Here is a 24,777-nt window from a genome sequence, read left to right as displayed (position 1 = left end):
TGAGGACAGATCACCGCCTTTGACTTGAGGCAAATTCAAGGCTGCCCCATAATAGCGCCTAATCCCTGTATTTCTGAACTTTACAGCCCGCTTGAAAATGTGTTGATGCTTGATCATGACACCCTTTCAAGCCATCAATGCTCAATGTTGGTCGTGGCTGTTGAGTTGCTTCACTTATATTCAAGATGGTTACCCAAATGAAAGAATCGCTCCTTGAGCTCCTGAATCAAGCCCTTGAAACGCTCAAGAGTGAGGGCCTGCTGCCTCAAGATCTCTCCACTGATATCCGTATCGACGGCACTCGCGACAAATCCCACGGTGATTATGCGACCAACCTTGCCATGGTATTGGCGAAACCCGCCGGAATGCCTCCCCGTGAGGTAGCCGACCGCCTGATCAATGCATTGCCGGCATCAGACATTATCAGCAAGGTAGAGGTGAAAGGCCCCGGCTTCATCAACTTTTTTGCAAATACCTCGGCTGCGGCACAAATCGTGGATCACGTATTGCAGCAAGGGGATCAATTTGGTCACTCTTCGGCTGGAAAGGCGGCCAGCGATAAGGTCCAGGTCGAATTTGTTTCTGCCAACCCGACCGGGCCATTGCATGTGGGCCATGGACGCAATGCAGTATTGGGCGATTGTATTGCGCGCCTGCTTGAAGCCACTGGCCATCAGGTGACCCGCGAGTTCTACTACAACGATGCCGGTGCGCAGATCGAAAATCTGACACGTTCGGTCATTGCCCGTATCAAAGGGCTTGAACCCTCTGACCCTTCCTGGCCTGAAGATGGTTACCGCGGTGAATACATCAAGGATATCGCGCACGCCTATATGCAAGGTGAAACAGTCGTCGCTGATGACCGCAAGGTAACCGCCAAGGCAGATCCCGAAGACAGTGAAGCGGTACGTGAATTTTCAGTCGCCTATTTGCGCCACGAACAGGATCTTGACCTGAAAGCCTTCGCCATTGAATTCGATCACTTTTTCCTCGAATCTTCCCTGTACAAGGATGGCAAGGTCGCTGAAACCGTCGATCGACTGGTCAGCGAAGGACACACCTACGAAGCCGATGGTGCTTTATGGCTGCGCACCACGGAATACGGTGATGACAAGGATCGTGTCATGCGCAAGAAAGATGGCCATTACACCTACTTCCTGCCGGATGTTGCCTACCATCTTGATAAATGGCGCCGTGGTTTCAAAACGGTTATCAACGTGCATGGGGCAGATCACCATTCGACGCTGGCCCGCGTTCGTGCAGGCCTGCAGGCGCTGGATGAGGGTATCCCCAAAGGCTGGCCATCATATGCCATGTATCAGATGGTGACGGTGATGCGTGGCGGGGAAGAGGTCAAGCTCTCCAAGCGCGCCGGTAGCTATGTCACCCTGCGAGACCTGATTGATGAAGTGGGCAAGGATGCAACTCGTTACTTCCTGGTTTCTCGCAAGGGCGATTCGCAACTCACATTCGACATTGATCTTGCGCTGTCCCAGTCGGCAGATAACCCTGTGTATTATCTGCAATATGCCCATGCACGACTGAACAGCATCTTGCGCAAGGCTGCGGAACAGGGGACCCCTTTTGATTCAACTGTGGGGCTGGAAAATCTTGCCCTGCTTGAAGATGATCACGAAAAAGCCCTATTGAACAAAATGGCGGGCTTCCCCGAACTGATCCAACGTGCTGCCAAAGCGCATGAGCCTCATCAGGTTGCACAATACCTGCAGGAATTGGCAGCGGATTTCCACTCCTACTACAATGCTGTCAAAATCATGACAGATGACGTAAAAGTAAGAAACGCACGTCTTGCACTGGCTTCAGCCGTTAAACAGGTGCTGCACAACGGGCTTGAGCTTCTTGGCCTGTCTGCACCGGAGGAGATGTAATGCCACCTCGGCAAAATGATACGCGTTCATCCGCGTCCCAACAGCGACCATCCAAAAACGGTGGTCAAAACAGAAATGGTCAGCGTAGCGGCAGTCCACGAGGAAACCAGCGCGCCAGTAGTAGCCGCTCAGGCGCTAGCCAAACGACCCAACGCCGCGTTCAACCGGCGGCAAGTGGTCCTATCCCCTTATGGGCATGGATCATTCTGATTCTGATTATCGGTGTTTTGTTGGGCAAACATTTTCTGACGTCTTCCCATCCTGAGAAACCGCAGGGAGGGAACGCTTCCATCATGACGCGTTCCACGACTGACAATACATCCTCGGATACCAATACCGATCAAAAGACGGGTAATGGGCAGGCATCAGGTGATAACACGACGAAAATGCCCTCTTTCGAGTTCTATACCCTGCTACCTGAATCTGAAGTGATCGCACCTGATATTCCGAGCACACAAAACGATTCGGGCTCAACAGCTGGAACATCGGGTAGTGGTGGCTCGTCCAATGCCGGTTCCAATAATAGTGCTGCCAACAGTACATCAACTCATACGGCAGCGGCATCGAATCAGACGGCGGCATCAGCAAACAGTCGCCCCGCTACGAAACCGGCCACTCCGCCGCGTCAAACAGCATCGACCAGCACATCCAGTCATACGAACAATGCAGGAAGTACCAACAGCAATACGTCTTCCAGTTTCGGTGGCGTGAGCTACATGCTTCAGGCGGCATCGTTCAAGAGCCAGTCCGATGCCAACACCATGGCCAGCAATTTCCGTCAAATGGGGCTAACCATGCAGGTAACGCAGGTCCAAACCAGCGATGGTACAACCTGGTATCGGGTACAGGCAGGCCCCTTCACCGACTCGAATGCACTGACACATGCACGTAGTGTAATGCAAAGCAAAGGCATTGATGCGTTGACCATTCGTCAGCGCTGATATGGTAACGATCAGGTACATGGCTGGAGAGTGGGCAAATGTTGCTCGTCTCATCAAGCCATGTGCTTGTTCTTTTAGCCTTTCTATTTTTAAAACAGTGCCTGCTTTTAAAACAGTTCCTATCCCTCGAAAACCTCCCTTGTTCTATCTGATGGTGTTGTCAAATACCAGCGCATTCCAGACGTATTGCTACGCCAACATTCACGGTTCTCATTGATTTGCAGGTATTGCGTTCCGGGCTTGAACACGTGGGCGTGTCAGAGTTTATAAATTCTTCTCCGTGCGTGCTTTCTCAATGTGACCGTATTTTTCAAATACGTTTTTCACGACTGCCTATCGGAGGCACGCTTCCTTTACGGATGTGCCCTTGATATTTGCCTGTCCGCAGACACTTCACATGCATCTGCAGTCAGGTGCTCTTCCCCATCCCTTTCAGCGACATTCGCTGAGTGGCGAACACTCTGCTAGGGTTAATGACTTAACATACATGGTTGCCAGCAGGGTTCCAGCAGGAGTAAAAGTATGCCTTCTTCACACACCGCCCCTTTCACAAAACGTAGCACACAGGTGTCTGCTCATTTCTTCCCAACGGAAGCCGCGGGGCTGAAATGGCTTGAAGCAGCAAGGGGTGCACGGGTTGCGAGGGTGATGGAGGTGGGGGAAGACCATCTCTCGATTGAAAAAATTACATCTGTCTCCCCCACTCTGGCCAACGCCAGTGCATTGGGTGAAGCACTCCATCGTACGCACAAGGCCGGCGCAGATTATTTCGGTAGTAAACCGCCCGAGGCACCGGGTGATAACGGCTTCATTGGCCCTACGGGAGATGCATTGCCAATGCCTTATGGAGAATGGAACCAATGGGGCACATATTTCGCTGATGCCCGTATAGCACCTTATGTAGACATGCTGGAACACCAGGGACTCACTTCACAACAGCACGATATTTTCGAGCGCCTGATCATTCGCCTGAAGAGCGGAGATTTTGATGACACACATCGGCCTGCTCGCCTGCATGGTGACCTGTGGAGCGGCAACCTGTTATGGAGCCAGAACGATGTAGTCCTGATTGACCCCGCCGCCTGCGGTGGTCATCCCCTTGATGATCTGGCTATGCTGGCGCTCTTTTCGGCACCCTATATCGATACCATCTTTTCCCACTATGCGAAGAGCGCCCAGTTGGAAGCAGATTGGCAGCAACGACTTCCTCTCCACCAGATCTACCCGTTACTCGTTCACGGAGTCCTCTTCGGGGCCTCCTACGTACAACAAGCAGTGCGTGTCGCTCAGCGATTTGCCGGTTAATTCGCTATTTACACTTCTCCTCTACCTATCTCCCCCTTGATTTGCCCCATTACTGCCCACATGTAGTGACTGTGACACATGCCGGTAGCGGTATGGGGCCTGATGTAACTCATTCATGCAGTCCGTGGAAGCACATGTTTCCTGAATATCGTGGTTCAGGAAGCGACTCAACCAGATCGTTCTGCATTGTGTGCCGTACATCCGCACACGGGGTCCAACGTTAATCAAACACTCACCCCTGATGACATGCCATGCATCATGATGCCCACTGGGAAGCAGGTGTATCGCCGAGATCAAGACCTCCGGCAATACACACTCACCGATCCCGGAAAATCCAGGGTAATGATGATATTCAAAGCATGATCAGGACGTAAGCGAATTGAAGAGAGATCAACATGACCACAATTGTATCCGTGCGTCGAAATGGCCAAGTGTCATTGGCTGGTGATGGGCAGGTATCCCTCGGCAATACTGTCATGAAAGGCAATGCCACCAAAATCCGTCGTTTCCACAAAGGGCAGGTATTGGCCGGGTTTGCAGGCGGTACTGCGGATGCCTTCACACTATTTGAACGCTTCGAGGCTCAACTGGAGAAAAACTCCGGCAACCTCACCCGTGCCGCTGTCGAACTCGCCAAGGAGTGGCGTACAGATAGAGCTTTGCGCAAACTGGAAGCCATGCTTGCTGTTGCAGACCGCACTGCATCATTGATCATTACCGGTACTGGCGATGTGCTTGAACCGGAGCATGGCATTATTACGATCGGTTCGGGTGGACACTATGCTAATGCCGCAGCACGGGCCCTACTCGAAAATACCGAGCTCTCTGCTGAGGAAATCACTAAGAAAAGCCTGAATATTGCAGCGGATATCTGTGTATTCACCAACCATAACATCGTACTTGAGACACTGGACTAATCCCATGGCACAGATGACACCACGCGAAATCGTCAATGCGCTTGATCAACATATTATAGGCCAGGCCGAAGCCAAACGTGCCGTGGCTATTGCATTGCGCAACAGATGGCGTCGCATGCAGCTCGATGAAGAGCTACGCGCTGAAGTCACGCCGAAAAACATCCTGATGATTGGCCCTACCGGGGTGGGTAAAACGGAAATTGCACGCCGACTGGCGAAACTGGCAGGTGCACCTTTCCTCAAGATCGAAGCAACCAAATTCACCGAAGTGGGCTATGTCGGCCGCGATGTAGACTCTATCATCCGTGATCTGATCGAAGTGGCATTTAAACTCGTCCGTGAACAAGCCAAGGATGAGGTGAAGGACAAGGCCGAAGATCAGGCTGAAGAACGCATTCTGGATGCCCTTTTACGCCCCGCACGTGGCAAGGAACAGGAGAGCCACAGCAGCGATAACGCCACACGTCAGGTATTCCGCAAGAAACTGCGTGAAGGCGAGCTCGATGATAAAGAAATAGAAATCGACGTCGCTGCGCAGGGCCAGAGCATGGAGATCATGACACCCCCGGGCATGGAAGAGATGGCGGGTCAGTTGCAGAACATGTTTGCCAACATGAACAAGCAGCAGACCGAAACGCGCAAGATGACGGTCAAGGATGCCCGCCGTCAGCTGGTAGATGATGAAGCGGCCAAACTGGTCAATGAAGATGACCTGAAAGCACGTGCCATTGAAGCTGTTGAGCAAAACGGTATCGTCTTTATTGATGAGATCGACAAGGTCGCCAAACGTAGCGAAGGCAGTAGCACGGATGTCTCCCGTGAAGGGGTTCAGCGTGATCTCCTGCCATTGATTGAAGGCTCGACCGTTTCAACCAAGTATGGCATGGTCAAGACAGATCATATTCTGTTCATTGCCTCCGGCGCTTTCCATCTGGCAAAACCCTCTGACCTGATTCCTGAATTACAAGGGCGTTTGCCCATTCGTGTTGAACTAAGTGCTCTCACGCCGCATGACTTTGAGCGTATCCTGACCGAACCCTCTGCGTCTCTCACCAGTCAATACAAGGCATTGCTGGGCACCGAGCATCTTGATATCAACTTTACCGATGATGGTATCAAGCGTATTGCTGAAATTGCCTATCAGGTCAACGAAGGCACCGAAAATATCGGGGCACGTCGTTTGCACACCGTGATGGAAAGATTGCTGGAAGAGGCTCTTTTCGAGGGTGATGCGCTGGAGACCCAAACCATCGATGCCCGCTATGTCGATGAAAAACTGGGAGAATTGGCACGCGACGAAGATTTGTCTCGCTATATTCTGTAACGTTTAATCAACGTCTGTTGGACAGTTGCCTGGTATGGCCAGCCGCCTATGCCGCCATATTTAGTAAAGATGTGGTTAGCCAAAGGCGGCGGTTCATGAAATATGCCAGAAGTGATGCGTTGAAAGAGAATCAATAGACAGTTGTACATCCTGTATGCGAGAGCATACTTCATTATCAATTAGCCTTTCCTGATACGCCTTCATGGCTTTTTCGGGGAGGGCTATTCTTTTATAATATGAATGAATTAAAAGCTGAAAGCGTGCCTAACTGATTGCCAGCTTGCCACTGCGTGCTCGCATACATTCAGCTGCCCTCCTCCAATGTCCTCTCCAATGGGTGGAAGATGCCATGAAAACAGATGATCCCAGAGAGCGTTTTGATACCCAGACAACGCCACCCGCCCCCGTCCCCATACATGTGCATTATCACCAGAAGAAGAAAGAGGTCGAGCTGGTTTATGCACGAACGGACATCCCCGCATCAGATAGCCCAGCAAACAACGATGTGTCTGCCGATTCCACTTCTACGACTGATCGCTCTCAGCCTCATGTCCATGAGGCCTCCGATGATCATGAGGTGGGTTACCGCGTCAGCGTCGAATTACTGCGCGTGTTCTCCCCTTCGGCAGAAGTACGTGGTCATAGTCCTGATCAGGCGGTGCTTCAAACCGGTAAGAAAGAGGTAGGATTACTGGATATCCAGGCGGTCGGCAATTACGCACTCAAGTTTGTCTTTGATGATGGACACAATAGCGGATTATACAGTTGGGCCTATCTGTATGAATTGGCTCGGCACCGTTCCGTCTGGTGGACACATTATTTGAAGGAATTGGAAAACGCCGGTGCATCGCGTGAAGGCGCCAGCATTCTCATCAAACAGTTATGATGATTGAAAAGTAAACAATGTGTGTTTGCTTCTTGAGCAATAGAGCAAAACACCGATAAAAAAGCATAGAGAACAAAGACAATCAGACGCGAGAGCGCTACACTCTGCCACATGAGGTGCCACAATCGGCACACCACCACATTTGTGATGGGTTGCTTTGCGCGGCAAGTCCGGCAGCAGGCCATATTCAGCAGAACAAGAGGAAGGACATGGATAAGCGTACTACCCATTTCGGCTTTCAGGATGTGCCCGTCGAAGAGAAAGCGGGCCGGGTTGCCGATGTTTTTCATTCGGTGGCGAAACGCTACGACGTCATGAATGACCTGATGTCCTTTGGCATCCATCGTTTATGGAAACGCATTACCCTGGAACGTTCAGGCGTGCGTAAAGGCAACAAAGTACTTGATATTGCGGGCGGTACGGGTGACCTCACTCGTCAGTTCGTCAAACGCGTGGGCGATTCCGGCAAAGTGGTATTGGCGGATATCAATGCCTCCATGCTGAATGTCGGTCGTGACAAGCTGATTGATGCCGGTATTGGTCATGAAGTCGAATATGTGCAGGCCAATGCCGAGGCACTCCCCTTTGATGACAACACCTTTGACTGCATTACCATCGCTTTCGGCCTACGTAATGTCACCGACAAGGACAAAGCACTGCGCTCCATGACGCGTGTACTCAAGCCCGGTGGACGTCTGCTGGTACTTGAGTTTTCCAAACCGACCAATAGCGTGCTGGAGAAAGTCTATGACCAGTACTCCTTCCAGGTACTTCCCCGTGTAGGGCAGCTGGTAGCCAATGATGCCGATTCCTACCGTTATCTGGCGGAATCCATCCGTATGCACCCGGATCAGGAAACGCTGAAGGCAATGATGGAAGAAGCCGGGCTTGATCGAGTGGAATACACAAACATGACTGGCGGTATCGTTGCGCTTCATCGTGGAGTCAAGCTTTGACGGTACAGTGTAACGAAAGGCAGGCCGAATCGGTTTCCGAGTCGCCCATGCAACTGTTTGCCTCTCTGTTTCTTGCCGGTATCGAAACAACCATTAATCGTCTGCTTGCGCGTGATCCCGCTGCCCCTTCACGGCTGGCCCGTATGGCCAACAAACGTTTATTGCTGCGTTTCGAAAACCCTGATCTGCTAACGCTGATTACCATTCAACAGGATGGTATCAGCCTGCACCAATTGCACGATGCGGCTGAAAGTGATGCAGATGCTATTGTTGAGCTGGGCATCGATACGTTATGTGAGCTGGCGGCGGGTCGCTCGACCGAACAACTGATGTTTGATGGTCGATTGGCAGTACGTGGGGATATCCACCTGCTGGAACAGCTGCGTACCCTGCTAATGGATGTTGATGTAGACTGGGAAGAGGCACTGGCCCGCTATATCGGAAGCACGCCTTCACATACGCTCGCTAATGGCATCAAGCGCTTCAATGCCTTCGGTATCCGTACTACGCAACAACTGAAAGCCGATTTGCAGGAGTATGCCTTCGAAGAGGCCCGCTTTTTGGCAGGGCGTGATCAACTCGCACTCGCACGTGAGGAGCTGACCCGCCTGCAAATCAGCACAGATCGCGCAGAAGCGCGCATTGAGCGGATTCAACGGCAGCTCAGTGCCAGGCTGGGGATAGCGCTCCAGAACAAGGCGCCTGCCGGGAATGAATCTCCCTCTACCGGGCCAGCCAACTCCCCAACGTCTACCAGTGAAGGTGACCACCAGACGGGAGACAACGATTGCTAAAGTTCTGGCGTCTTATTCGCATCCTGTGGGTGATCGCTCGTTATCGTCTTGATAGCCTGGTACCGATGGATCGCTTGCCACCGCTGGCACGTATTGCCTTTCGCCTGATCCCGATATGGATTTTCCCGAAGGGAGAAGCACCGCGGGGTGCCCGTTTACGCATGGCACTGGAGACGCTTGGGCCCATTTACGTCAAATTTGGGCAGATGCTATCGACGCGACGTGATTTATTGCCGTCTGATATCGCATTGGAACTACGTCGCTTGCAGGATCAGGTCACGCCGTTTCCCGGTGAAGTGGCACGCCGGATTGTCGAAGCCGAACTGGGTGACTCCGTCGACAATCTCTTCATCCATTTTTCGGCGCACCCCATGGCCTCCGCCTCGATCGCACAGGTTCATGCCGCGACACTGCATGATGGGCAGGAAGTCGTTGTCAAAATCATCCGACCCGATATCGACCGGATCATGCGGAGTGACATGGCCTTGATGCACACCATCGCCCTAGTGCTGATGATTGTGCCCGACCTGCGCCGCCTTCATCCGGTAGAGGTGGTGGACGACTATCAGTCCACCCTCTTCGACGAGCTCGACCTCACCAAGGAAGCGGCCAATACTTCACAGCTGAAACGCAATTTCAAGAATTCCGATGCCCTCTATGTACCTGCTATCTACTGGCCAATGACGCGCCGCCGCGTTATGGTGCAAGAGCGTATTTACGGCATCCCTGTGGCAGAAGTCGATCTGCTGCGGGATGCGGGTGTAGATCTGAAAGCACTGGCTGAACGCGGTGTCGAAATTTTCTTCACACAGGTTTTTCGAGACAATTTTTTCCACGCAGACATGCATCCGGGGAATATCTTTGTTTCGATTGAAGACCCGGGCAATCCCAGTTATATCGCGATCGACTGTGGCATTGTGGGCAGCCTGACCCGCGAAGATCAGGACTATCTCGCCCGTAATATCCTCGCCTTCTTCCGTCAGGACTATTATGAAGTTGCAGTACTTCATATCGAATCCGGCTGGGTCGGTGAAGGGACACGAGCCAATGAATTTGCGGCGGCAGTCCGTGCAGTATGCGAACCCCTGTTGGAAAAACCGTTGAAGGATATCTCCTTCGGGCAGGCCCTGTTAGGCCTTTTCCAGACAGCACAACGTTTTCATATGGAAGTCCAGCCACAGTTGGTATTGTTGCAAAAAACGCTGCTGAATATCGAAGGGCTCGGTCGAACACTCTATCCCGACCTGGATCTTTGGCACACTGCCAAGCCCTTCCTTGAAAAGTGGATGAAAGAGCGCGCGGGGCCCAAAGGTTTCTGGGATTCCCTCAAACGTCAAGCGCCCGATCTTTCCTATAGTCTGCCGGAGCTACCCGTGTTGGCACATCAGGTCATGCGCCGTTATGAACGTGAGGAACGTCAGCGGTCACAAAACACGGAAGCATTACGCACTTTTGAAAAAGGGCTGAAGCGCACACGCCGCTTTTCACATCGTCTGACTATCGGTGTTTTGCTGCTGATACTGGCCATTTTCTGGCAACCGCTTTCGCATTGGGTCATGCACCAGCCGTGGCCGTTGGTCAGTGCCGGGGTTATTGGTATTCTGTTGATTCTGTGGCGTTGATGACGCTTTTTAGATGGAAATTTTAGCAAGCAACAGCAAACAACGCATTTAACAGGCATTAACAGCGTTTCCGACACATAGGCCTTTGGGAACCGCAATCAATTGGAATGGCATCATGAACGATACACTTGAACAACTCGCCCAAACACTTGAGGATCGTCGCCAAAAAGATCCATCCGAATCCTATGTAGCGAGCCTGCACCATAAAGGTCTTAACAAGATTCTGGAAAAAGTGGGTGAAGAATCCACCGAGTTTTTGCTCGCAGCCAAAGAGTTTCAGCAAGGTGAAAACGCTGGCTCGGCCTCTACAAGGCTGGATCTCGTCAAGGAAGGCGCAGATGTCTGGTTTCACATGCTGGTGGCTTTGTCACACCTGAATATTAGCCATGAGGACATTCTGAAAGAGCTCGAACGCCGTTTTTCCCAATCAGGTCTTGAAGAGAAAGCATCTCGCACACACAAGTCCTGAGCTTTTCTGCACCCTCTCTTGGGAAACTGTTGTTGTAATTTCAGGTGGGCCCAACCCCTCCCCTAACTGTGCCAAGGGTGGGATTGGTAGTATCATGGGCTCAATGATTGCTCGCCAGCGCATTCGAGTTTTATTATGATAGTCTTAAAAAGACATTTGCACTCTGATGGAACGTTTAATGCCCATCAGGATCGAATGTAATACGTGAAGAATAGCTCTTTCGTCACACTGATTTGGGACGGCTACTCATTAAAGGCTCAATACTTTGACAAGCCAGATCAGTCGGGTTCAGGCAAGGGATAGCCCTGTCAGGTAAGGCATGGCCCTAATAGCGCATGTTGCCCAACGCTGAATGGCATTGCATATCGCTTATTTGATAGATCATTTTATTTGAGATTGGCCGCTGGAGTATCGGTACCCTATCACTGCCAACTCCACGGATATACAGGAGAATCATCATGGAAGGTTTTAGTATCTGGAAACTTCTTATTGTCTTGGGCGTGATCATTTTGATCTTTGGTACCAAGAAACTGCGTAATCTGGGCGGAGACCTCGGTAGTGCCGTCAATAGTTTCAAGAAGTCCGTGAATGACGAAGGAACGGAAAACAAATCATCCGTCGAACATCAGAATCCGCCCATCGAGGGACAATCTGCTCACGAAAAAGAGCACGAAACGACTCAGAAGTGATGGCCCCGAAGTCATGACATTAGAATGTTATGACATAGAAGTTATAACATAGAAGTCATGGCATGGAAGTAAAACATCATGTTCAATTTCAGTTTTGGTGAACTGCTGGTCATTGGTGCCATTGCGCTGTTGGTCCTTGGGCCAGACAAACTGCCCGGTGCGGCACGAACCGCAGGCATGTGGATCGGCAAAATCCGTCGGACAATGACGGATCTCCAGAACGAAGTCACAGCGCAATTTGAGGCTGAAGAACTACGGAAAGAACTCAAGGATACCCAGAGCAAGCTGGATATCGGTCTGTCACGATTACGTCAGTCAATCAACCAGTCGGACCGTGACATCCGGGATTCCCTGAAAAAAGTCGATACCGGTCTACAGCATCCAGCAGAGCAACCTGCGTCCCCCACTGCCGATGTCGATCTATCGTCAGCGCCAAAAACGCCGACAGAACCTTCCGTTCACACTGAGCGCCGGTTTACACCACCGCCGGCTCCTCCAGAGGTCCGTGCCGCACCGTCACCGCCGCCGCGCCCTTCGCAACGGCCGGTAATCGCACGTCATGTCCTCCATGCGCCTATTGAAGAGCTGACTCCGACCCTACGGGCCGGGGACTCAGAGCAGCAACCATTGCGGAAAGAATAACGTGTCAGAGCCATCCGATTCAAAGCATCAACAGGACCCTCATCGTGAAGAAGAGGAAGCTCAGGAACAGGCGCCTTTAATGGAGCACCTGATCGAGCTCCGTTCACGCCTGATGAAAGCCATTATCGCTGTACTGGTGGTATTTCTATGCCTGTACCCTTTTTCGAACCGGATTTATGAGTTCGCAGCCCACCCGCTGATGTCAATCATGCCGCAACACTCGCAAATGATTGCCACCGAGGTTACCTCCCCCTTTCTGGTACCTTTAAAACTGACGTTGATCGTTGCTTTCTTCATTGCCATTCCCTATGTGCTGTATCAGGTATGGGCATTTGTTGCGCCGGGCTTGTATCGTTCCGAGAAACGCCTGGCGTTGCCTCTACTGGCCTCGAGTGTGGTGCTGTTTTACTGTGGTGTAGCCTTTGCCTACTACCTCGTCTTCCCATTGATGTTCAAGTTTTTCACACATACAGCCCCAATAGGGGTGCGTGTCATGACCGATATCAATGCTTATCTCTCTTTTGTGATGAAGCTGTTTATCGCCTTTGGATTAACCTTCGAGATTCCTATCGCGACCTTCTTGCTGATTCTGACCGGTGCCGTATCGGTCAAAACATTGGCTGCCAAACGCGGCTACGTCATCGTCGGGTGCTTCATCATTGCCATGCTTCTGACACCACCGGATGTCATGTCCCAGACACTGCTGGCCGTTCCCATGTGGGCTTTGTTCGAAATAGGGTTACTGGCAGGAAGATTGGTCAAGCGTAACCGTGGTGGGCGTTCAGAAGCGGAAGATGATGTCGATGAAGAATCAGGCGCTGAGAAAGAATAAGCACTTAAGAAACACATGATTCAAAAAGAAACACGAGACAACAAAAAAGGATGGCCCATTGGGTCATCCTTTTTACGATCATCGTGTTAATGGCGAATACAACCACTCGATTCGATAGCTTTTACGCCATCCATTTAGTTAATAGCGTTCTCGGAAGGTCGCGGAGTACACCTATCCAGGGCACTTGCCGGGGATCATCCTGCTCACAATTCATCCCAATCAACTGTCCAAATGGGCCTGAACTTTGCAGTAACATGCGCCGCGCCTGAAGGGAGAACGGGTCTTCACGCTGAAAGAGTCGGCAAATCCGATCCGTTGCCATATAGAGAGGCTTGGCAGTGGCGTGTGCACGTAATGAAAAACGTTTCAAGACCGCCTCACTACCGATGTCTTCGCCAGCACCCCGAGCTGCAAGCAATTCAGCCACTAAAGAACGCCCACCAATCAATCCAAGGTTAAGCCCATGGGCCGTAATGGGTAGCATGCCCACTGCCGCATCCCCCAGTAAAACAGCCCGACGGCGATGCATATGATCTGCATAATGGCTCGAGAGAGGGACACTGACACGGCGCGAAGCCAGTGATAGCTCGCCCAGAGTTTCCCCAAGCTGAAGCTGCAACCAATCCGAAAAGGCTTCTTCACCCAGCGCATTGACCCGCTCAGCTTCCGCATGCGGCATCATCAATGCCAACGAGGACAATTGCGCTGACAAAGGCAGTACCGCCATGCAGCCACCCGAAACAAAACGTTGTGAAGTCCACCCTTGCTGATCAATTGTATGGTTTACCCGACAACAGACCATAGTCATCGCATAATCATGCTGTGTTACACCAATGCCCAGCTCACGACGAAGCGGGGAGCGACGGCCATCGACTGCCGCCACCACCCTCGCCTGAATATGCTGACCACTCTCCAGAGCAAGCTCTGTTCGATCAGTCAGATGAAGCAGCGATGCCACTTTATCTTCGGTGAAAAATTCAACCGAAGGATGCTGCTCCAGCACCTTCAATGCTTCCTGACGAAGGCGATATTCAGGTACAAAGGCACCAATGCCCTCTTCCTGCGGCGCAGGCTTCAGCGCAACGCGCTCTTCCGTGGCCGAATCAAGCACCCAGGCCCCACGAATAAGCGATTGTTCATCGGGTGCCAAGCCTTGCACGACACCCAGTGATGACAACCAACGCATGCTGGCACTTGAAATCGCCACATCACGACCATCGAAATGCCCACCACGCAGCTGTTCAAAGGACTGTGGATCAACCACACCAACACGCAAACCTCCCTGTGCCGCAGACAATGCCGTCGTGAGGCCGACACTCCCCATTCCGACAACGATTAGGTCGAAGACATTGTCGGCAATGGCTTCTACCACGGCAGGAGCGTTCAAATGATCATGTTGCATGACATGTCCTCGTATAGGATGTACTCATTGTTGCTACTGCGGAGGGCACCATGGTTTCAGTAAGAATTTGCACGGTAACGCGAATCAGCGATATCTCAGCGACAGGCAATATTGCTTACCAGGAGCCTGTATTTTCCATCGAAGCCCAGGGCTCGGCAGGTGCTTTGGGTTCACCTTTTTGCAGCAGCTCGAACGAGATACCATCAGGTGATTTAACAAAGGCCATATGTCCATCACGGGGCGGACGGTTGATGGTCACGCCAGCATCCATGAATTTCTGACAGAGAGCATAAATATCATCGACACGATACGCCAGATGCCCAAAGTTGCGGCCACCCTGATACTCTTCCGGGTCCCAGTTATAGGTGAGTTCCAGCTCAGGCGCCTGTACAGCCTCGGAGCTGTCTGTATCTTCAGGTGCAGCAAGGAAAATCAGCGTAAAACGGCCTTTTTCGTTCTCCTTGCGACGAACTTCCTTCAGTCCCAACAAATCACAGTAAAAATGAAGTGAGGCATCGATATCACTGATACGTACCATGGTATGTAGATAACGCATTTGACGCTCCTGATTATGCTTATGGATGGGTAATCTCTTGCTTTACACTCAAGACCATGTGAAATCGGTGTTGGTTGCGGTGTTATAAACCTAACACTATACATACCTAACACTATACATACTGTTCACTGTAAGACGATGAGCAGTGAAACGTTATTTCCCCGGTGTCTGCCCATAATGAGAATTCTCTCAACGTTGCATAGCTGACCTACGCTCATTATGTGTACAGAGCAACGTTTCCCATTATACCCTATTCACCCTACCCTTTCTTCGGAGAATCCTGCATGTATACCTATTGCGAGCATTCACCCGGACACCCTTTTCACGGCCCGTACCACGATAGCGAGTACGGGTTCCCGGTTGAAAGCGACGATATACTATTTGAGCGGCTGGTACTGGAAATCAATCAGGCAGGGCTATCATGGCTCACTATCTTGAAGAAGCGCGCGGCCTTTCAGGAAGCATTTGATCACTTCTCCATCGAAAAAGTAGCGCAGTATGATGACATCAAATGCCATCAGCTACTCACGAACGCCGCTATTATCCGTAATCGCTTGAAGGTAGATGCCGTTATTCACAATGCCAATGTAATTCTACACCTCAAGAAATCACACGGCAGCTTCAAAGGATGGCTGGATGCGCATCATCCCAGAGAGCTCCCTGAATGGGTCAAACTCTTCAAGAAAACCTTCAAGTTCACCGGACCTGAGATCGTTAACGAATTTTTGATGAGTACCGGGTACTTGCCCGGGGCGCATAGTGAGGATTGCCCCGTCTATTCAAGAGTAATGAAGCAACAACCTGCTTGGTATAGCGAATCATGACATCAGATGCCCTACCGCTGTAAGGAAGCACCATGCCATCACTTTTTCGCCACCCGATGGGCGAAGTCGAGGACTTCAAGTCGATAGTCCAACAACGCGGGAAATTGGCTGTACCAGCGGCGATTCAAGGGCGAAGGGTGCGGTAAGGGGGAGACATGGTATGACTTACCCAATACATCAACCTCAATCGAAGATTCAAAACAATCCTTGCTTGCCCAGAAGTCACGCAAGGCTTCGCGCTGAGCTTTGTCCGCATTGATCCCGAACCATAAAAGAGCTTCTTTCCCCAACGTAATGATCTCTCGCCCATTCCATTGCGACACCAGTAATGACGCTATCAGCGGCTGAAATTGACGCTTTACCACCATGGGCCACGCTTTATTATCGATCGGTTTATAAGGCACGGTATTGATATAAAAGCACTCTTTACCAGCGTTCAATAGCGCTTCGGTAGTCGAAGATTCGGGCATCCCCAACGCGCGTTGCAAAGCATGACGAATAAGCTTGCCTCCCGCGCCCACAAAGGGAGCCGCCAGTCTTACTTCGTCCTTGCCGGGATCACGCCCAAAGAAAGCAATGGGTGCATTTTTATCTCCCAACCCCACAATCGGGGTTAAAGGGTCTCGATCAAAGCGTGTGTACGTTTCTACATCGAGTTGATTCAAGTCAGCGGCCAGCGCTCGCATCTGATCGAAAATGGCTGATTTTTTGTTCAACTAAACTTCCTCCTGTTTTACCCACTGCGTTCCACGTTCCTGTATTACTGGGTTCCCGTGAGGAGTGTTGTGTTTCCAGGACGCTCTTAGGGACGTAAAACCTTCACCAAATTAAACGTGCATTGCCTCCCGTACCACCGCGGTTAGACTAAAACCAACACCTGATGCACGATCTGCCGGATGCAACTTGCCTCAACATCCAGTAAAGTAAAACGCATCATGCCGTAAGAAAACAATCACAGATCAAGCAGTGCCCTCTTCTGCTGCTTAGGCATTTCCGAGACTCGAGCGATATTACTCATGCTGGAACTTCGTCATCTCCGTACATTGGTTGCCCTGCGTGACACAGGTTCATTGGTGGAAGCTGCAGAGCGTGTCCATTTGACCCAATCAGCTCTTTCGCACCAGATAAAGGAGCTTGAAGGGCGTTTGGAAGAGGCTCTGTTTCTGCGTAAAACACGCCCTGTCCAATTCACGTCCAGCGGGCAACGCCTTTTGGCTCTGGCGGATCAAATTCTGCCACAGGTCAAACTGGCTGAACGTGATATTGAGCGAATGGCCGCCAAACGCAATGCGCGTCTCCATATGGCGATCGAATGCCATAGCTGTTTTCAGTGGTTAATGCCTACCATTGATGAATTCCGCCATGTCGCCCCCGACGTTGAAATTGATATTTTGGGGAGTAACGTTTTTGAGCCGCTAAATAACCTGAAACGTGAACAACTGGATCTAGTCATTACGGCAGACCCGCGCCCTATTGAGGGGATTACGTATGTCCCCTTGTTTGGATTCCAAAGCCTGTTGGCGATTGCCCGGGATCACCCTTTTACCAGTAAGAAATGGGTCGTACCCGAAGACTTGCGTGATCAGACGTTGATTATCTATCCGGTAGAACATGCACGGCTGGATATTTTCACTCTCTTCCTGACTCCTGCTGGCGTTTACCCTCAAGAGGTACGTACCGCAGAATTGACCATGATGATGATGCAATTGGTAGCCAGTGGTCGTGGGGTTTCGGCATTGCCCAATTGGGCCCTGTCGGAATATCTTGAAAGGGATTACGTGAAAGCGGTACAGCTGGGTGAAAATGGGGTCTGGAGCACTCTATATGCTGCAATTCGAAGTGAACAGGAAGCATTGGACTGGATGCGTGCTTTTCTTGATATGGCACGCGAAACCAGTTCCAAAGTGCTGGATGGTATCGTTCCCCCAGCACTTTAAAGCCTCTATATCCATGATGAGCGTGCCGATGCTTCTGTCAAATGAGACTTCACAGAAGCAACCGGCTCACCTATACATCCTTGCCATTCATCGATCAGGTGCGTTCCACTGATTCGTGTGTCGCCAAGGCCGTCTCCAAACCGGATACATCCTGCGCACCTTCCAGTACCTGGGTACTGGAGCCTTTCAGATCATCTCCGATCGGTTCAGCCCTGCCATGCAGATGTTCAACAAGGAAGTTTTCTGTAATGGCAAAAAACGCCTTGTCGTTTTCGGGGCGTGCAAAGCCGTGCCCTTCATCCGGATACAGCACATATGTGACAGGTATCGAGTGTTTTTTCATTGCCGCTACAATCTGGTCACTCTCGGCCTGCTTCACGCGGGGATCGTTCGCCCCCTGACCGATCAAGAGCGGCCGTTTGATAGCATTCACGCGCGTGATAGGCGAGCAGGATGCCAGGAATTCACGCCCCTCTTCCGTGCGTGGATCACCAATACGACGCACCATTTGTTCATAGAAGGTCTGCCAGTAGGGAGGAATCGTGGCAAACAACGTTTCCAGATTGGATGGCCCCACGATATCCACACCACATACAAATACATCAGGCGTGAACGTCAACCCGACCAGTGTTGCATAGCCCCCATAACTGCCGCCCATGATAGCCACTTGATCTCGGGTTGTAACGTTTTCCTCAATCGCCCACTCTACCGCATCAATCAGGTCTTCATGCATTTTACGGGACCACTGATGGTCCGCCGCATTAAGGAAATCCTTGCCGAAACCTGTAGAGCCTCGATAATTGACCGAAAGCACCGCATAACCGCGGTTGGCAAGCCATTGATGGGCCCCGTTAAAACCGTAGGAATCACGTGCCCAGGGCCCACCATGCACCAGTAGCACCAAAGGAACGGGGCCAGAAGGACGCCCGGTCTCCTTCGGGTCCGCATAGGCAGGCAGCGTCAGATAACTCACCAGCGTCAGCCCATCGCGAGAAGTAATCTCAAGCGGCCAAAGGGGCACCAGGGGTTTGTCTTCCAGTGCTGATTGCACTGAGAAAAGGCGTGTAATTTCCCGATCGTGTCGATGGTAAAGGTAAAAAACGCCCACACGGTTAGCGCTAACGGAGCGGACCACCCATATATCATCGTTGAAAGTACGTGCAACGATGTCGATATCGCCTTCAATTTGTTCGTTCAGTAAATCAATATCCGGCTGAATACGTTCATCAAGTACCTGCCATTCCGTTCTCAGGTAATTGACCGACGTTGCCTGCACACGTTTGGTCTGGGGATCAATCAAAAAGCCACTGACATCTGCGCGTGAATCTTCCTGAACCAGTGTTTTTTCCTGCGTTTCAACATCGATAGCATAAAGCGCGGTGGTATTGCGGCCTCGTGACTCCCAGAAGTAAAGCACTGAACCATCTGCCGTGAGCCACCCGGGCGCGGTATTCAAAACATCTTCGAAGGGAATGGTATCGTAGGTTGCCCATTTATCCCCATCGTAACGCAGGATTTCACTACTACCATCCGGTAACGAGCGCATGGCATACAACAGATTGAAATTATCATCCGTCATGTAACCGGCGATCTGTTCTTCATTACGCGCCAGTAACGTACGCTCACCGCTGTGCAGATCAACAACGTACAAATCATGCCAGCTGGGATCGCGATCATTCATCGCAATGGCCACTTTATCCGGTTGCTCTCGACTCACTGTCGTCACACCCGCCGTGGTGTTTTCGAAGGGGGTTAGATCACGGGATTCACCGGAGCTTAAATTAAGCGCGAAAAGGTGAAAATTCTCATCCCCCCCTGTATCACGCATATAGAGTAGCGTTCCGGGGAGTAAGCTCCAGAAATAGCTGTTAATACCACGTCCGGTATCTTTTGTGACCGCTCGAGCTTCTTCCAGTTTTCCGACCGGTGCAACCCAGATATTCAGGACGCCCTCCAAGGGCGCAACCCATGCGAGATTTTCACCATCAGGACTGATAGACACATTGATACGCTCAGGGTTACCAAAGAGTACATCACGTGGGATCAATGGGGTGTCATTCAATGTTTCAGCCATGCCTGTCCACCTTCCTTTAGAGAGTTTCACCTTTAGAGAGTTTCAGCGTTGAATTTTTGTTGTCGTCGCATCTGCGTCACCCCTTTCGTTATCCAAAAGAGGACTAGGAAACGTTGTATTACCGGATATGCATCATTTCTGATTGCAATACACTTGCCTTCCACCTGCTTATGTCTGATGTAATGATATATCAGATCTCTTTCTTAAAGAAAAATTCATCGAATAGGAAAAATTCACCGAATCGAAGCATAAATACGGGGCTAGTGTTTTTTCCGTCCTAATCGTTCCTTTATGTACATGTTGCCCTTAAGTACATACCTCTTTCCAGCCAAACACCCCATTCATTGGCACTTCTTCCCTAATAATCTCCCGGCGCCAATCGTTTGATCATTGGAAAGAAACATAGCAGGACAAGTGCCGTAACCAACCCGATCATCACCAGTGAGGAAAAGTACAAAACCGCATGACTTTCAGTGTAATACTGACCCAACCGCCCCCCCATAGCGAAGCCCAAAGCAAGCGAGAGCATGAACAGAGCCACCATCTGCGTTTGAAAGGCTTTGGGAGCCAGTTTGGTCGACAGAGAGAGTCCTATCGGAGAAATGCACATTTCAGCACAGGCAAAGATAAACACCATTGCTACAGGGACCCACAACGGAACAGGATGCCCTGTACCCACAAAAGGAATATAGCCTGCGTAGCTGATAGCAAGGATGACAAGCGCTATTACAAACTTGATGGTTGAGCTTGGCTGACGATGCCCCAAACGTGTCCATAGCCACGCGAAGACAACGGAAAGAATAATAATGAAAAGTGATTCTGCTGAGCTGAGCCAGGCAACGGGTACCTCCCATCCCATCACCATACGATCCACATGTTGATCGAACAACACAGTGATAGCGGTATAGAACTGAAAATAAAGCGCGAAGAAAAAGCTACTGGCAATAAAGATAGGAATGAAAATCAGCACTTGTTTACGCTCTACTCCGGTCACCGAAGGCGATAAGAGAATCCCGGCAAAATAGGCCACTGAAGCAAAGGCAATGATACCAAAAAAGACAGTATCGAGGTTACTCGCATTAATGCCACCGGACACAAGCAGAAGAGCAACCACAATAATGGCCACCGCCCCACCCAGTGCGTAAAGCCCGCGTTCTTTGGGCGATAAAGCATGACTGGGACGCCACTCGCTTTGGGGAATCTGTTTACGCCCTCTGGCATAGATAAACAAACCACAGGCCATACCGATCGCGGCCAACCCGAATCCATAATGAAAACCGAGATCCGATTGTAGAATACCGGTGAGTGCGGGGCCGATAAGCCCTCCCAAATTGACGCCAAGATAATAAATAGAAAAGCCGGCATCCCTGCGTGATTTATCTTCGCTGTAGAGTGCCCCAAGGATTGAGCTGGTCGTCGACTTCACTCCGCCACTTCCCAACGCAATCAACACAAGTCCAATAGTCAGGCCAAAGACACCTGATACCAATGCGAGGACAATGTGCCCACACATGACCGTACAACCGGAGTAGAACAGCGTACGTTCATTACCAAGCACGCGGTCGGCACACCACGCACCCAGGATCGTCGATAGGTACACACTACTGCTATATGCCCCCATCAGCCCCAATGCCAGTGTTTGGTCTATCCCTAATCCGCCATGTGCGACCGAATAGTACATGTAGATAAGAAGAATGCCCTGCATACCATAAAAGGAAAAACGTTCCCATATTTCGATGCTGCAGAGCGTCAATAATGCACGGGGATGTCCCAGAAACGAGCTATTGGAGGAGGAGTTCAAACGGTAACCTCATACACACGGATTGTTTATAACGATGGTTTAGAATGATACCAAGTCTATTTGAATAGAGTGCGTGAAGTGTATCATCAAATCCTGAAGGGGCTTATTCGACGTAGGCCAAGAGAACATTGAGGAGCATAAATGCCTATTATCAAGCACAAGGTGCTCGGCCTGGCCTGGCGGGGTAATGAATTGTTACTGGTACCCATTGATGACCCCGCCGATGGAAGCATGGGCGCTCGCCCTCCCGGGGGGACCATTGAGTTTGGCGAATGTCGTGAAACAGCGATCAAAAGGGAGTTTATGGAAGAATTCTCTGCCATGATCACCCTTGAGGGGGAATGGCATACCCTCGAAAACATTTTCGAGTTCAATGGCGTGCAGGGACATGAATTTTGTTCGGTCATCGACATCACATTTGATGAAAAGGCCCTGTATGAACGGGATATCCTTCATGCTGTGGAGGACGATGGCACCCCATTTCAAGCGCAATGGTGCTCACTGGATAGTTTTATCCGCGGAGAAAAAGCACTATACCCGCAAGGGCTACTCTCTTTCTTGAGGGGATAACAAAAGTGTTGTAGCCGCCCCCTGCGACCAACAGAATACAAAAACGCCCTTCAGTCATCACAACCGAAGGGCGATCAGCAAAGGGTATGGCAACGCGGATTATCCTTTAGGAAAAAAAGACAATCGATTGGCCTGGCATCAATAAGTTACGCGTCACGTACAAATAGATACCCCTTGCTGCGGACGGTTTTAATCCGCTGAGGATGATGTGGATCATCACCGATTTTAGGACGTATGCGTGAAACACGCACATCAATGGAACGGTCCTGACCGTCATAACGAATGCCACGCAATGCGGAGAAAATTTCTTCACGCGACAGCACACGCCCGGCATTGGAAGCAAGGAACCACAAGAGATCGAATTCAGCACTGGTCAGATCGATACGATCGGCTTCCAGCCAGGCTTCACGTGTTCCTGCATCAATAACCAGATCACGAAACTCAAGACGTTCATCCGAACCCGCCCCTTCAACCACTTCCGAGCGACGCAACAAAGCGCGCATACGGGCCAACAGGACTCTGGGCGGTACAGGCTTGGAGACATAATCATCTGCCCCCATTTCGAGGCCGAGGACCTGATCCATGTCATCTGCACGTGCGGTTAACATCAGGATCGGCCCTGAATACTGAGGGCGGACTCTACGGCAGATGGAAAGGCCATCTTCACCCGGCAGCATTAGGTCAAGAATAACCAGATCAGGACGCAGTGAGAGGATCTGCTCTACAGCATTGGCACCACTCGACTCAACGCTGACCTGAAAGCCGTTACCTTCAAGGTATTCACGCGTGAGTGTAGCAAGGCGCTCATCATCTTCGACGATCAAGATGTGGTCGTTGCGATTATCCAAAGTATGCTCCCAAATGAACGGCTGTCTGCATATATTATCATTACCTGAAGAACCTGTGTCCATTATGCATGGCAGTATCATCAAAACAGGTTATACATCGATTTGACTAGCAAACAAAGAGTGAATTCCTCGGAATATCAGTAAATACGCACTTTTCGTCCTTATTTCCGACCGGCTACCACTCACACAATAGAAAAAAACAATCTATTTAACGATATTGATACTTATTATTTTATCTCTTTTGTCTCCTTACTTTACGCCTGCTTGCGTCAATATCATGAGTTTCACACAGGTTAATCACATTTTATCCACTTGTCGTGAATGAATAACGTCTCTATCTTGGTGGAAACCGGATGTGGATAACGTAAGGCGACAGGCAGTAAGCATTGGACCCAAAACAGGAAAGGCCTCTGCTCATGCACATAGGCACCCGAGCATGATAGTACCTTTGCACACGGTTACCTTGATATAGAGTTATCCCGGCACATGGCTACTTTATGTATAACCGCATGCTGTTAACCGTATTATGACGGATAACGTCTAGGCCTATAGGTACGCAAACAAGCAGGTACCCAAGGCAAACACATCGTTGCACGCGTGGAAAGAGGATATAGGCATGAAAAATAGCCGATGTAACCTTTACTCCAAAATGCGGACAAGTGCGATAAACATGCGTTGAATATAATGTGAAACGGGTCCATTTGCCTCACCGGAAGTCGCAACCCTATTCACGCAGCCCCATTCACTTGAATGATCCGGCACACAACCACCAGAGAGACAGGTCTTTAATGACAGTATAAAGCGTAAAAATCCGCCGAAATATCTTGAATCAGGGTGAACAACTTCTTGCAGGAAGGGAAAGCACGCTACGAAAGATATGGCCCAGACAATGAAAAACGCCCAGTGTTGCAGCACTGAGCGTTTGTCCGATTTGAAGGTTGCAGCCTCCAAATCAATATTCAGGTAGGTATCCGACCTCCCCACTTGGTTCCCTGATAGTGGTCGGATTTCCTGCTCAAGTCAACCTCGTGCTTAAAAAAAGTGCGAAAATGATGACAAGAGGTCCGATTATGGAACGTTACATCGTCGTTTGTGATATTCCCTCTGACTCAGAACGTTACACTAAAGTGACGCATTCACTTGAGAAAAGCGGCAATGCTACCTCGATAACGGAAGGTACCTGGTTAGTAGCCACGCGGCTCACGGCTCGGGAGCTTTTCCTACGACTGCGTATGCACAGTTATGCACAGGACACGCTCTATCTGCTTAACTTTACGGACGCACCTGAAGGTTTCGGACCACGCCGTATCAATGAATGGCTGGATAGCACGGAACCTACCCGTTTACGCGTGGTTGGCCAATAAGGCGCAGGCCTCCGCTGCCCCACAACCTGCGAAAACAATAACGACAAAAGCAACATCGCAGCGATTCGGATAAATGAGGCGTCAGCACAAAAAAAGGGAGCTGATGATATACGCTCATCAGCTCCCTTTGGTATT

23 protein-coding genes are annotated in these 24,777 nt (G+C 50.6%); 17 read left to right on the top strand and 6 right to left on the bottom strand.

What is annotated here, in order from left to right:
- The first annotated feature begins 197 nt into the window (after nt 1–197).
- The 13 genes from argS (at nt 198) to tatC (ending at nt 13,266) form a co-directional block, all read left to right on the top strand.
- On the top strand, nt 198–1,889 hold the full coding sequence (gene argS, locus LMG33818_RS04925; protein WP_442322255.1) for an arginine--tRNA ligase: 1,692 nt from the start codon (nt 198–200) through the stop codon (nt 1,887–1,889).
- Complete coding sequence (locus LMG33818_RS04920; protein ID WP_442322254.1) at nt 1,889–2,830, top strand: SPOR domain-containing protein; 942 nt, start codon at nt 1,889–1,891, stop codon at nt 2,828–2,830. The genes argS and LMG33818_RS04920 overlap by 1 nt, the downstream gene beginning before the upstream one ends.
- 522 nt (nt 2,831–3,352) lie before the next feature.
- A complete protein-coding gene (locus LMG33818_RS04915; protein WP_442322253.1) occupies nt 3,353–4,135 on the top strand; it encodes a fructosamine kinase family protein in 783 nt (260 codons plus the stop codon).
- A 395-nt stretch (nt 4,136–4,530) separates the two neighbouring features.
- Nucleotides 4,531–5,052 carry an ATP-dependent protease subunit HslV gene (hslV, locus tag LMG33818_RS04910; RefSeq protein ID WP_442322252.1) on the top strand — a complete coding sequence of 174 codons (522 nt, stop codon included), beginning with the start codon at nt 4,531–4,533 and terminating at the stop codon, nt 5,050–5,052.
- A gap of 4 nt (nt 5,053–5,056) precedes the next feature.
- The gene (gene hslU / locus LMG33818_RS04905) at nt 5,057–6,376 is read left to right on the top strand and encodes an ATP-dependent protease ATPase subunit HslU (protein ID WP_442322251.1); all 1,320 of its coding nucleotides are present in this window, start codon (nt 5,057–5,059) and stop codon (nt 6,374–6,376) included.
- Nucleotides 6,377–6,725: 349 nt separating this feature from the next.
- Nucleotides 6,726–7,262 (top strand): gamma-butyrobetaine hydroxylase family protein, encoded by a 537-nt coding sequence (locus LMG33818_RS04900; RefSeq protein ID WP_442322250.1) that lies wholly within the window; start codon nt 6,726–6,728, stop codon nt 7,260–7,262.
- 185 nt (nt 7,263–7,447) lie between these two features.
- Nucleotides 7,448–8,218 (top strand): bifunctional demethylmenaquinone methyltransferase/2-methoxy-6-polyprenyl-1,4-benzoquinol methylase UbiE, encoded by a 771-nt coding sequence (gene ubiE, locus LMG33818_RS04895; protein WP_442322594.1) that lies wholly within the window; start codon nt 7,448–7,450, stop codon nt 8,216–8,218.
- Nucleotides 8,215–9,012 (top strand): ubiquinone biosynthesis accessory factor UbiJ, encoded by a 798-nt coding sequence (locus LMG33818_RS04890; RefSeq protein ID WP_442322249.1) that lies wholly within the window; start codon nt 8,215–8,217, stop codon nt 9,010–9,012. Before ubiE ends, LMG33818_RS04890 begins: the two co-directional genes overlap by 4 nt.
- Nucleotides 9,006–10,634 carry a ubiquinone biosynthesis regulatory protein kinase UbiB gene (ubiB, locus tag LMG33818_RS04885; protein ID WP_442322248.1) on the top strand — a complete coding sequence of 543 codons (1,629 nt, stop codon included), beginning with the start codon at nt 9,006–9,008 and terminating at the stop codon, nt 10,632–10,634. The genes LMG33818_RS04890 and ubiB overlap by 7 nt, the downstream gene beginning before the upstream one ends.
- A gap of 115 nt (nt 10,635–10,749) precedes the next feature.
- Nucleotides 10,750–11,103: a phosphoribosyl-ATP diphosphatase gene (locus LMG33818_RS04880; RefSeq protein WP_442322247.1), complete on the top strand. Its 354-nt coding sequence runs from the start codon at nt 10,750–10,752 to the stop codon at nt 11,101–11,103.
- Between the two features lie 455 nt (nt 11,104–11,558).
- Entirely contained in the window at nt 11,559–11,792 is a 234-nt protein-coding gene (locus LMG33818_RS04875) for a Sec-independent protein translocase subunit TatA (protein WP_442322593.1), read from the top strand.
- 78 nt (nt 11,793–11,870) lie between these two features.
- Nucleotides 11,871–12,434: a Sec-independent protein translocase protein TatB gene (tatB, locus tag LMG33818_RS04870; RefSeq protein ID WP_442322246.1), complete on the top strand. Its 564-nt coding sequence runs from the start codon at nt 11,871–11,873 to the stop codon at nt 12,432–12,434.
- A gap of 79 nt (nt 12,435–12,513) precedes the next feature.
- Complete coding sequence (gene tatC, locus LMG33818_RS04865; RefSeq protein ID WP_442322592.1) at nt 12,514–13,266, top strand: twin-arginine translocase subunit TatC; 753 nt, start codon at nt 12,514–12,516, stop codon at nt 13,264–13,266.
- A 121-nt stretch (nt 13,267–13,387) separates the two neighbouring features.
- Here the strand turns inward: tatC and LMG33818_RS04860 are convergent, their stop codons facing one another.
- Entirely contained in the window at nt 13,388–14,668 is a 1,281-nt protein-coding gene (locus tag LMG33818_RS04860; protein WP_442322245.1) for an FAD-dependent monooxygenase, read from the bottom strand.
- 115 nt (nt 14,669–14,783) lie between these two features.
- The gene (gloA, locus tag LMG33818_RS04855; RefSeq protein ID WP_442322244.1) at nt 14,784–15,224 is read right to left on the bottom strand and encodes a lactoylglutathione lyase; all 441 of its coding nucleotides are present in this window, start codon (nt 15,222–15,224) and stop codon (nt 14,784–14,786) included.
- Between the two features lie 284 nt (nt 15,225–15,508).
- Between gloA and LMG33818_RS04850 the strand changes: the two genes are divergently transcribed.
- Nucleotides 15,509–16,048 carry a DNA-3-methyladenine glycosylase I gene (locus tag LMG33818_RS04850; protein ID WP_442322243.1) on the top strand — a complete coding sequence of 180 codons (540 nt, stop codon included), beginning with the start codon at nt 15,509–15,511 and terminating at the stop codon, nt 16,046–16,048.
- Nucleotides 16,049–16,086: 38 nt separating this feature from the next.
- On the opposite strand, the gene LMG33818_RS04845 is transcribed toward LMG33818_RS04850, so the two are convergent.
- Complete coding sequence (locus tag LMG33818_RS04845; RefSeq protein WP_442322242.1) at nt 16,087–16,764, bottom strand: uracil-DNA glycosylase family protein; 678 nt, start codon at nt 16,762–16,764, stop codon at nt 16,087–16,089.
- Nucleotides 16,765–17,064: 300 nt separating this feature from the next.
- Here LMG33818_RS04845 and LMG33818_RS04840 point away from each other — a divergent pair, with 300 nt between their 5' ends.
- A complete protein-coding gene (locus tag LMG33818_RS04840; RefSeq protein WP_442322241.1) occupies nt 17,065–17,985 on the top strand; it encodes a LysR family transcriptional regulator in 921 nt (306 codons plus the stop codon).
- A 94-nt stretch (nt 17,986–18,079) separates the two neighbouring features.
- On the opposite strand, the gene LMG33818_RS04835 is transcribed toward LMG33818_RS04840, so the two are convergent.
- Nucleotides 18,080–20,059: a S9 family peptidase gene (locus tag LMG33818_RS04835; protein ID WP_442322240.1), complete on the bottom strand. Its 1,980-nt coding sequence runs from the start codon at nt 20,057–20,059 to the stop codon at nt 18,080–18,082.
- A gap of 358 nt (nt 20,060–20,417) precedes the next feature.
- Nucleotides 20,418–21,860, bottom strand: coding sequence for a peptide MFS transporter (locus LMG33818_RS04830; protein ID WP_442322239.1), 1,443 nt, complete (start codon nt 21,858–21,860; stop codon nt 20,418–20,420).
- A gap of 141 nt (nt 21,861–22,001) precedes the next feature.
- Between LMG33818_RS04830 and LMG33818_RS04825 the strand changes: the two genes are divergently transcribed.
- Nucleotides 22,002–22,430 (top strand): NUDIX domain-containing protein, encoded by a 429-nt coding sequence (locus tag LMG33818_RS04825; RefSeq protein WP_442322238.1) that lies wholly within the window; start codon nt 22,002–22,004, stop codon nt 22,428–22,430.
- Nucleotides 22,431–22,576: 146 nt separating this feature from the next.
- Here LMG33818_RS04825 and LMG33818_RS04820 read toward each other — a convergent pair whose 3' ends face one another.
- Entirely contained in the window at nt 22,577–23,278 is a 702-nt protein-coding gene (locus LMG33818_RS04820) for a response regulator (protein WP_442322237.1), read from the bottom strand.
- 1,070 nt (nt 23,279–24,348) lie between these two features.
- Between LMG33818_RS04820 and LMG33818_RS04815 the strand changes: the two genes are divergently transcribed.
- The gene (locus tag LMG33818_RS04815; protein ID WP_442322236.1) at nt 24,349–24,642 is read left to right on the top strand and encodes a hypothetical protein; all 294 of its coding nucleotides are present in this window, start codon (nt 24,349–24,351) and stop codon (nt 24,640–24,642) included.
- The last annotated feature ends 135 nt before the right edge of the window (nt 24,643–24,777 follow it).

The sequence above is a fragment of the Cernens ardua genome (assembly GCF_051251085.1).
GTDB classification, from domain to species: domain Bacteria; phylum Pseudomonadota; class Gammaproteobacteria; order Pseudomonadales; family Halomonadaceae; genus Cernens; species Cernens ardua.
The sequence above is the reverse complement of the archived record's forward strand: the minus strand, read 5'-3'. Positions and strand labels throughout refer to the sequence as shown.

What these genes read in the sequence shown, in the direction of transcription:
- LMG33818_RS04915 (WP_442322253.1), top strand. Translation starts at nt 3,353, where the DNA reads ATGCCTTCTTCACACACCGCCCCTTTCACAAAACGTAGCACACAGGTG.
- hslU (WP_442322251.1), top strand. Translation starts at nt 5,057, where the DNA reads ATGGCACAGATGACACCACGCGAAATCGTCAATGCGCTTGATCAACAT.
- LMG33818_RS04880 (WP_442322247.1), top strand. Translation starts at nt 10,750, where the DNA reads ATGAACGATACACTTGAACAACTCGCCCAAACACTTGAGGATCGTCGC.
- argS (WP_442322255.1), top strand. Translation starts at nt 198, where the DNA reads ATGAAAGAATCGCTCCTTGAGCTCCTGAATCAAGCCCTTGAAACGCTC.
- LMG33818_RS04840 (WP_442322241.1), top strand. Translation starts at nt 17,065, where the DNA reads ATGCTGGAACTTCGTCATCTCCGTACATTGGTTGCCCTGCGTGACACA.
- LMG33818_RS04860 (WP_442322245.1), bottom strand. Translation starts at nt 14,668, where the DNA reads ATGCAACATGATCATTTGAACGCTCCTGCCGTGGTAGAAGCCATTGCC.
- hslV (WP_442322252.1), top strand. Translation starts at nt 4,531, where the DNA reads ATGACCACAATTGTATCCGTGCGTCGAAATGGCCAAGTGTCATTGGCT.
- tatC (WP_442322592.1), top strand. Translation starts at nt 12,514, where the DNA reads ATGGAGCACCTGATCGAGCTCCGTTCACGCCTGATGAAAGCCATTATC.
- gloA (WP_442322244.1), bottom strand. Translation starts at nt 15,224, where the DNA reads ATGCGTTATCTACATACCATGGTACGTATCAGTGATATCGATGCCTCA.
- LMG33818_RS04815 (WP_442322236.1), top strand. Translation starts at nt 24,349, where the DNA reads ATGGAACGTTACATCGTCGTTTGTGATATTCCCTCTGACTCAGAACGT.
- LMG33818_RS04900 (WP_442322250.1), top strand. Translation starts at nt 6,726, where the DNA reads ATGAAAACAGATGATCCCAGAGAGCGTTTTGATACCCAGACAACGCCA.
- LMG33818_RS04850 (WP_442322243.1), top strand. Translation starts at nt 15,509, where the DNA reads ATGTATACCTATTGCGAGCATTCACCCGGACACCCTTTTCACGGCCCG.
- LMG33818_RS04825 (WP_442322238.1), top strand. Translation starts at nt 22,002, where the DNA reads ATGCCTATTATCAAGCACAAGGTGCTCGGCCTGGCCTGGCGGGGTAAT.
- LMG33818_RS04835 (WP_442322240.1), bottom strand. Translation starts at nt 20,059, where the DNA reads ATGGCTGAAACATTGAATGACACCCCATTGATCCCACGTGATGTACTC.
- LMG33818_RS04920 (WP_442322254.1), top strand. Translation starts at nt 1,889, where the DNA reads ATGCCACCTCGGCAAAATGATACGCGTTCATCCGCGTCCCAACAGCGA.
- tatB (WP_442322246.1), top strand. Translation starts at nt 11,871, where the DNA reads ATGTTCAATTTCAGTTTTGGTGAACTGCTGGTCATTGGTGCCATTGCG.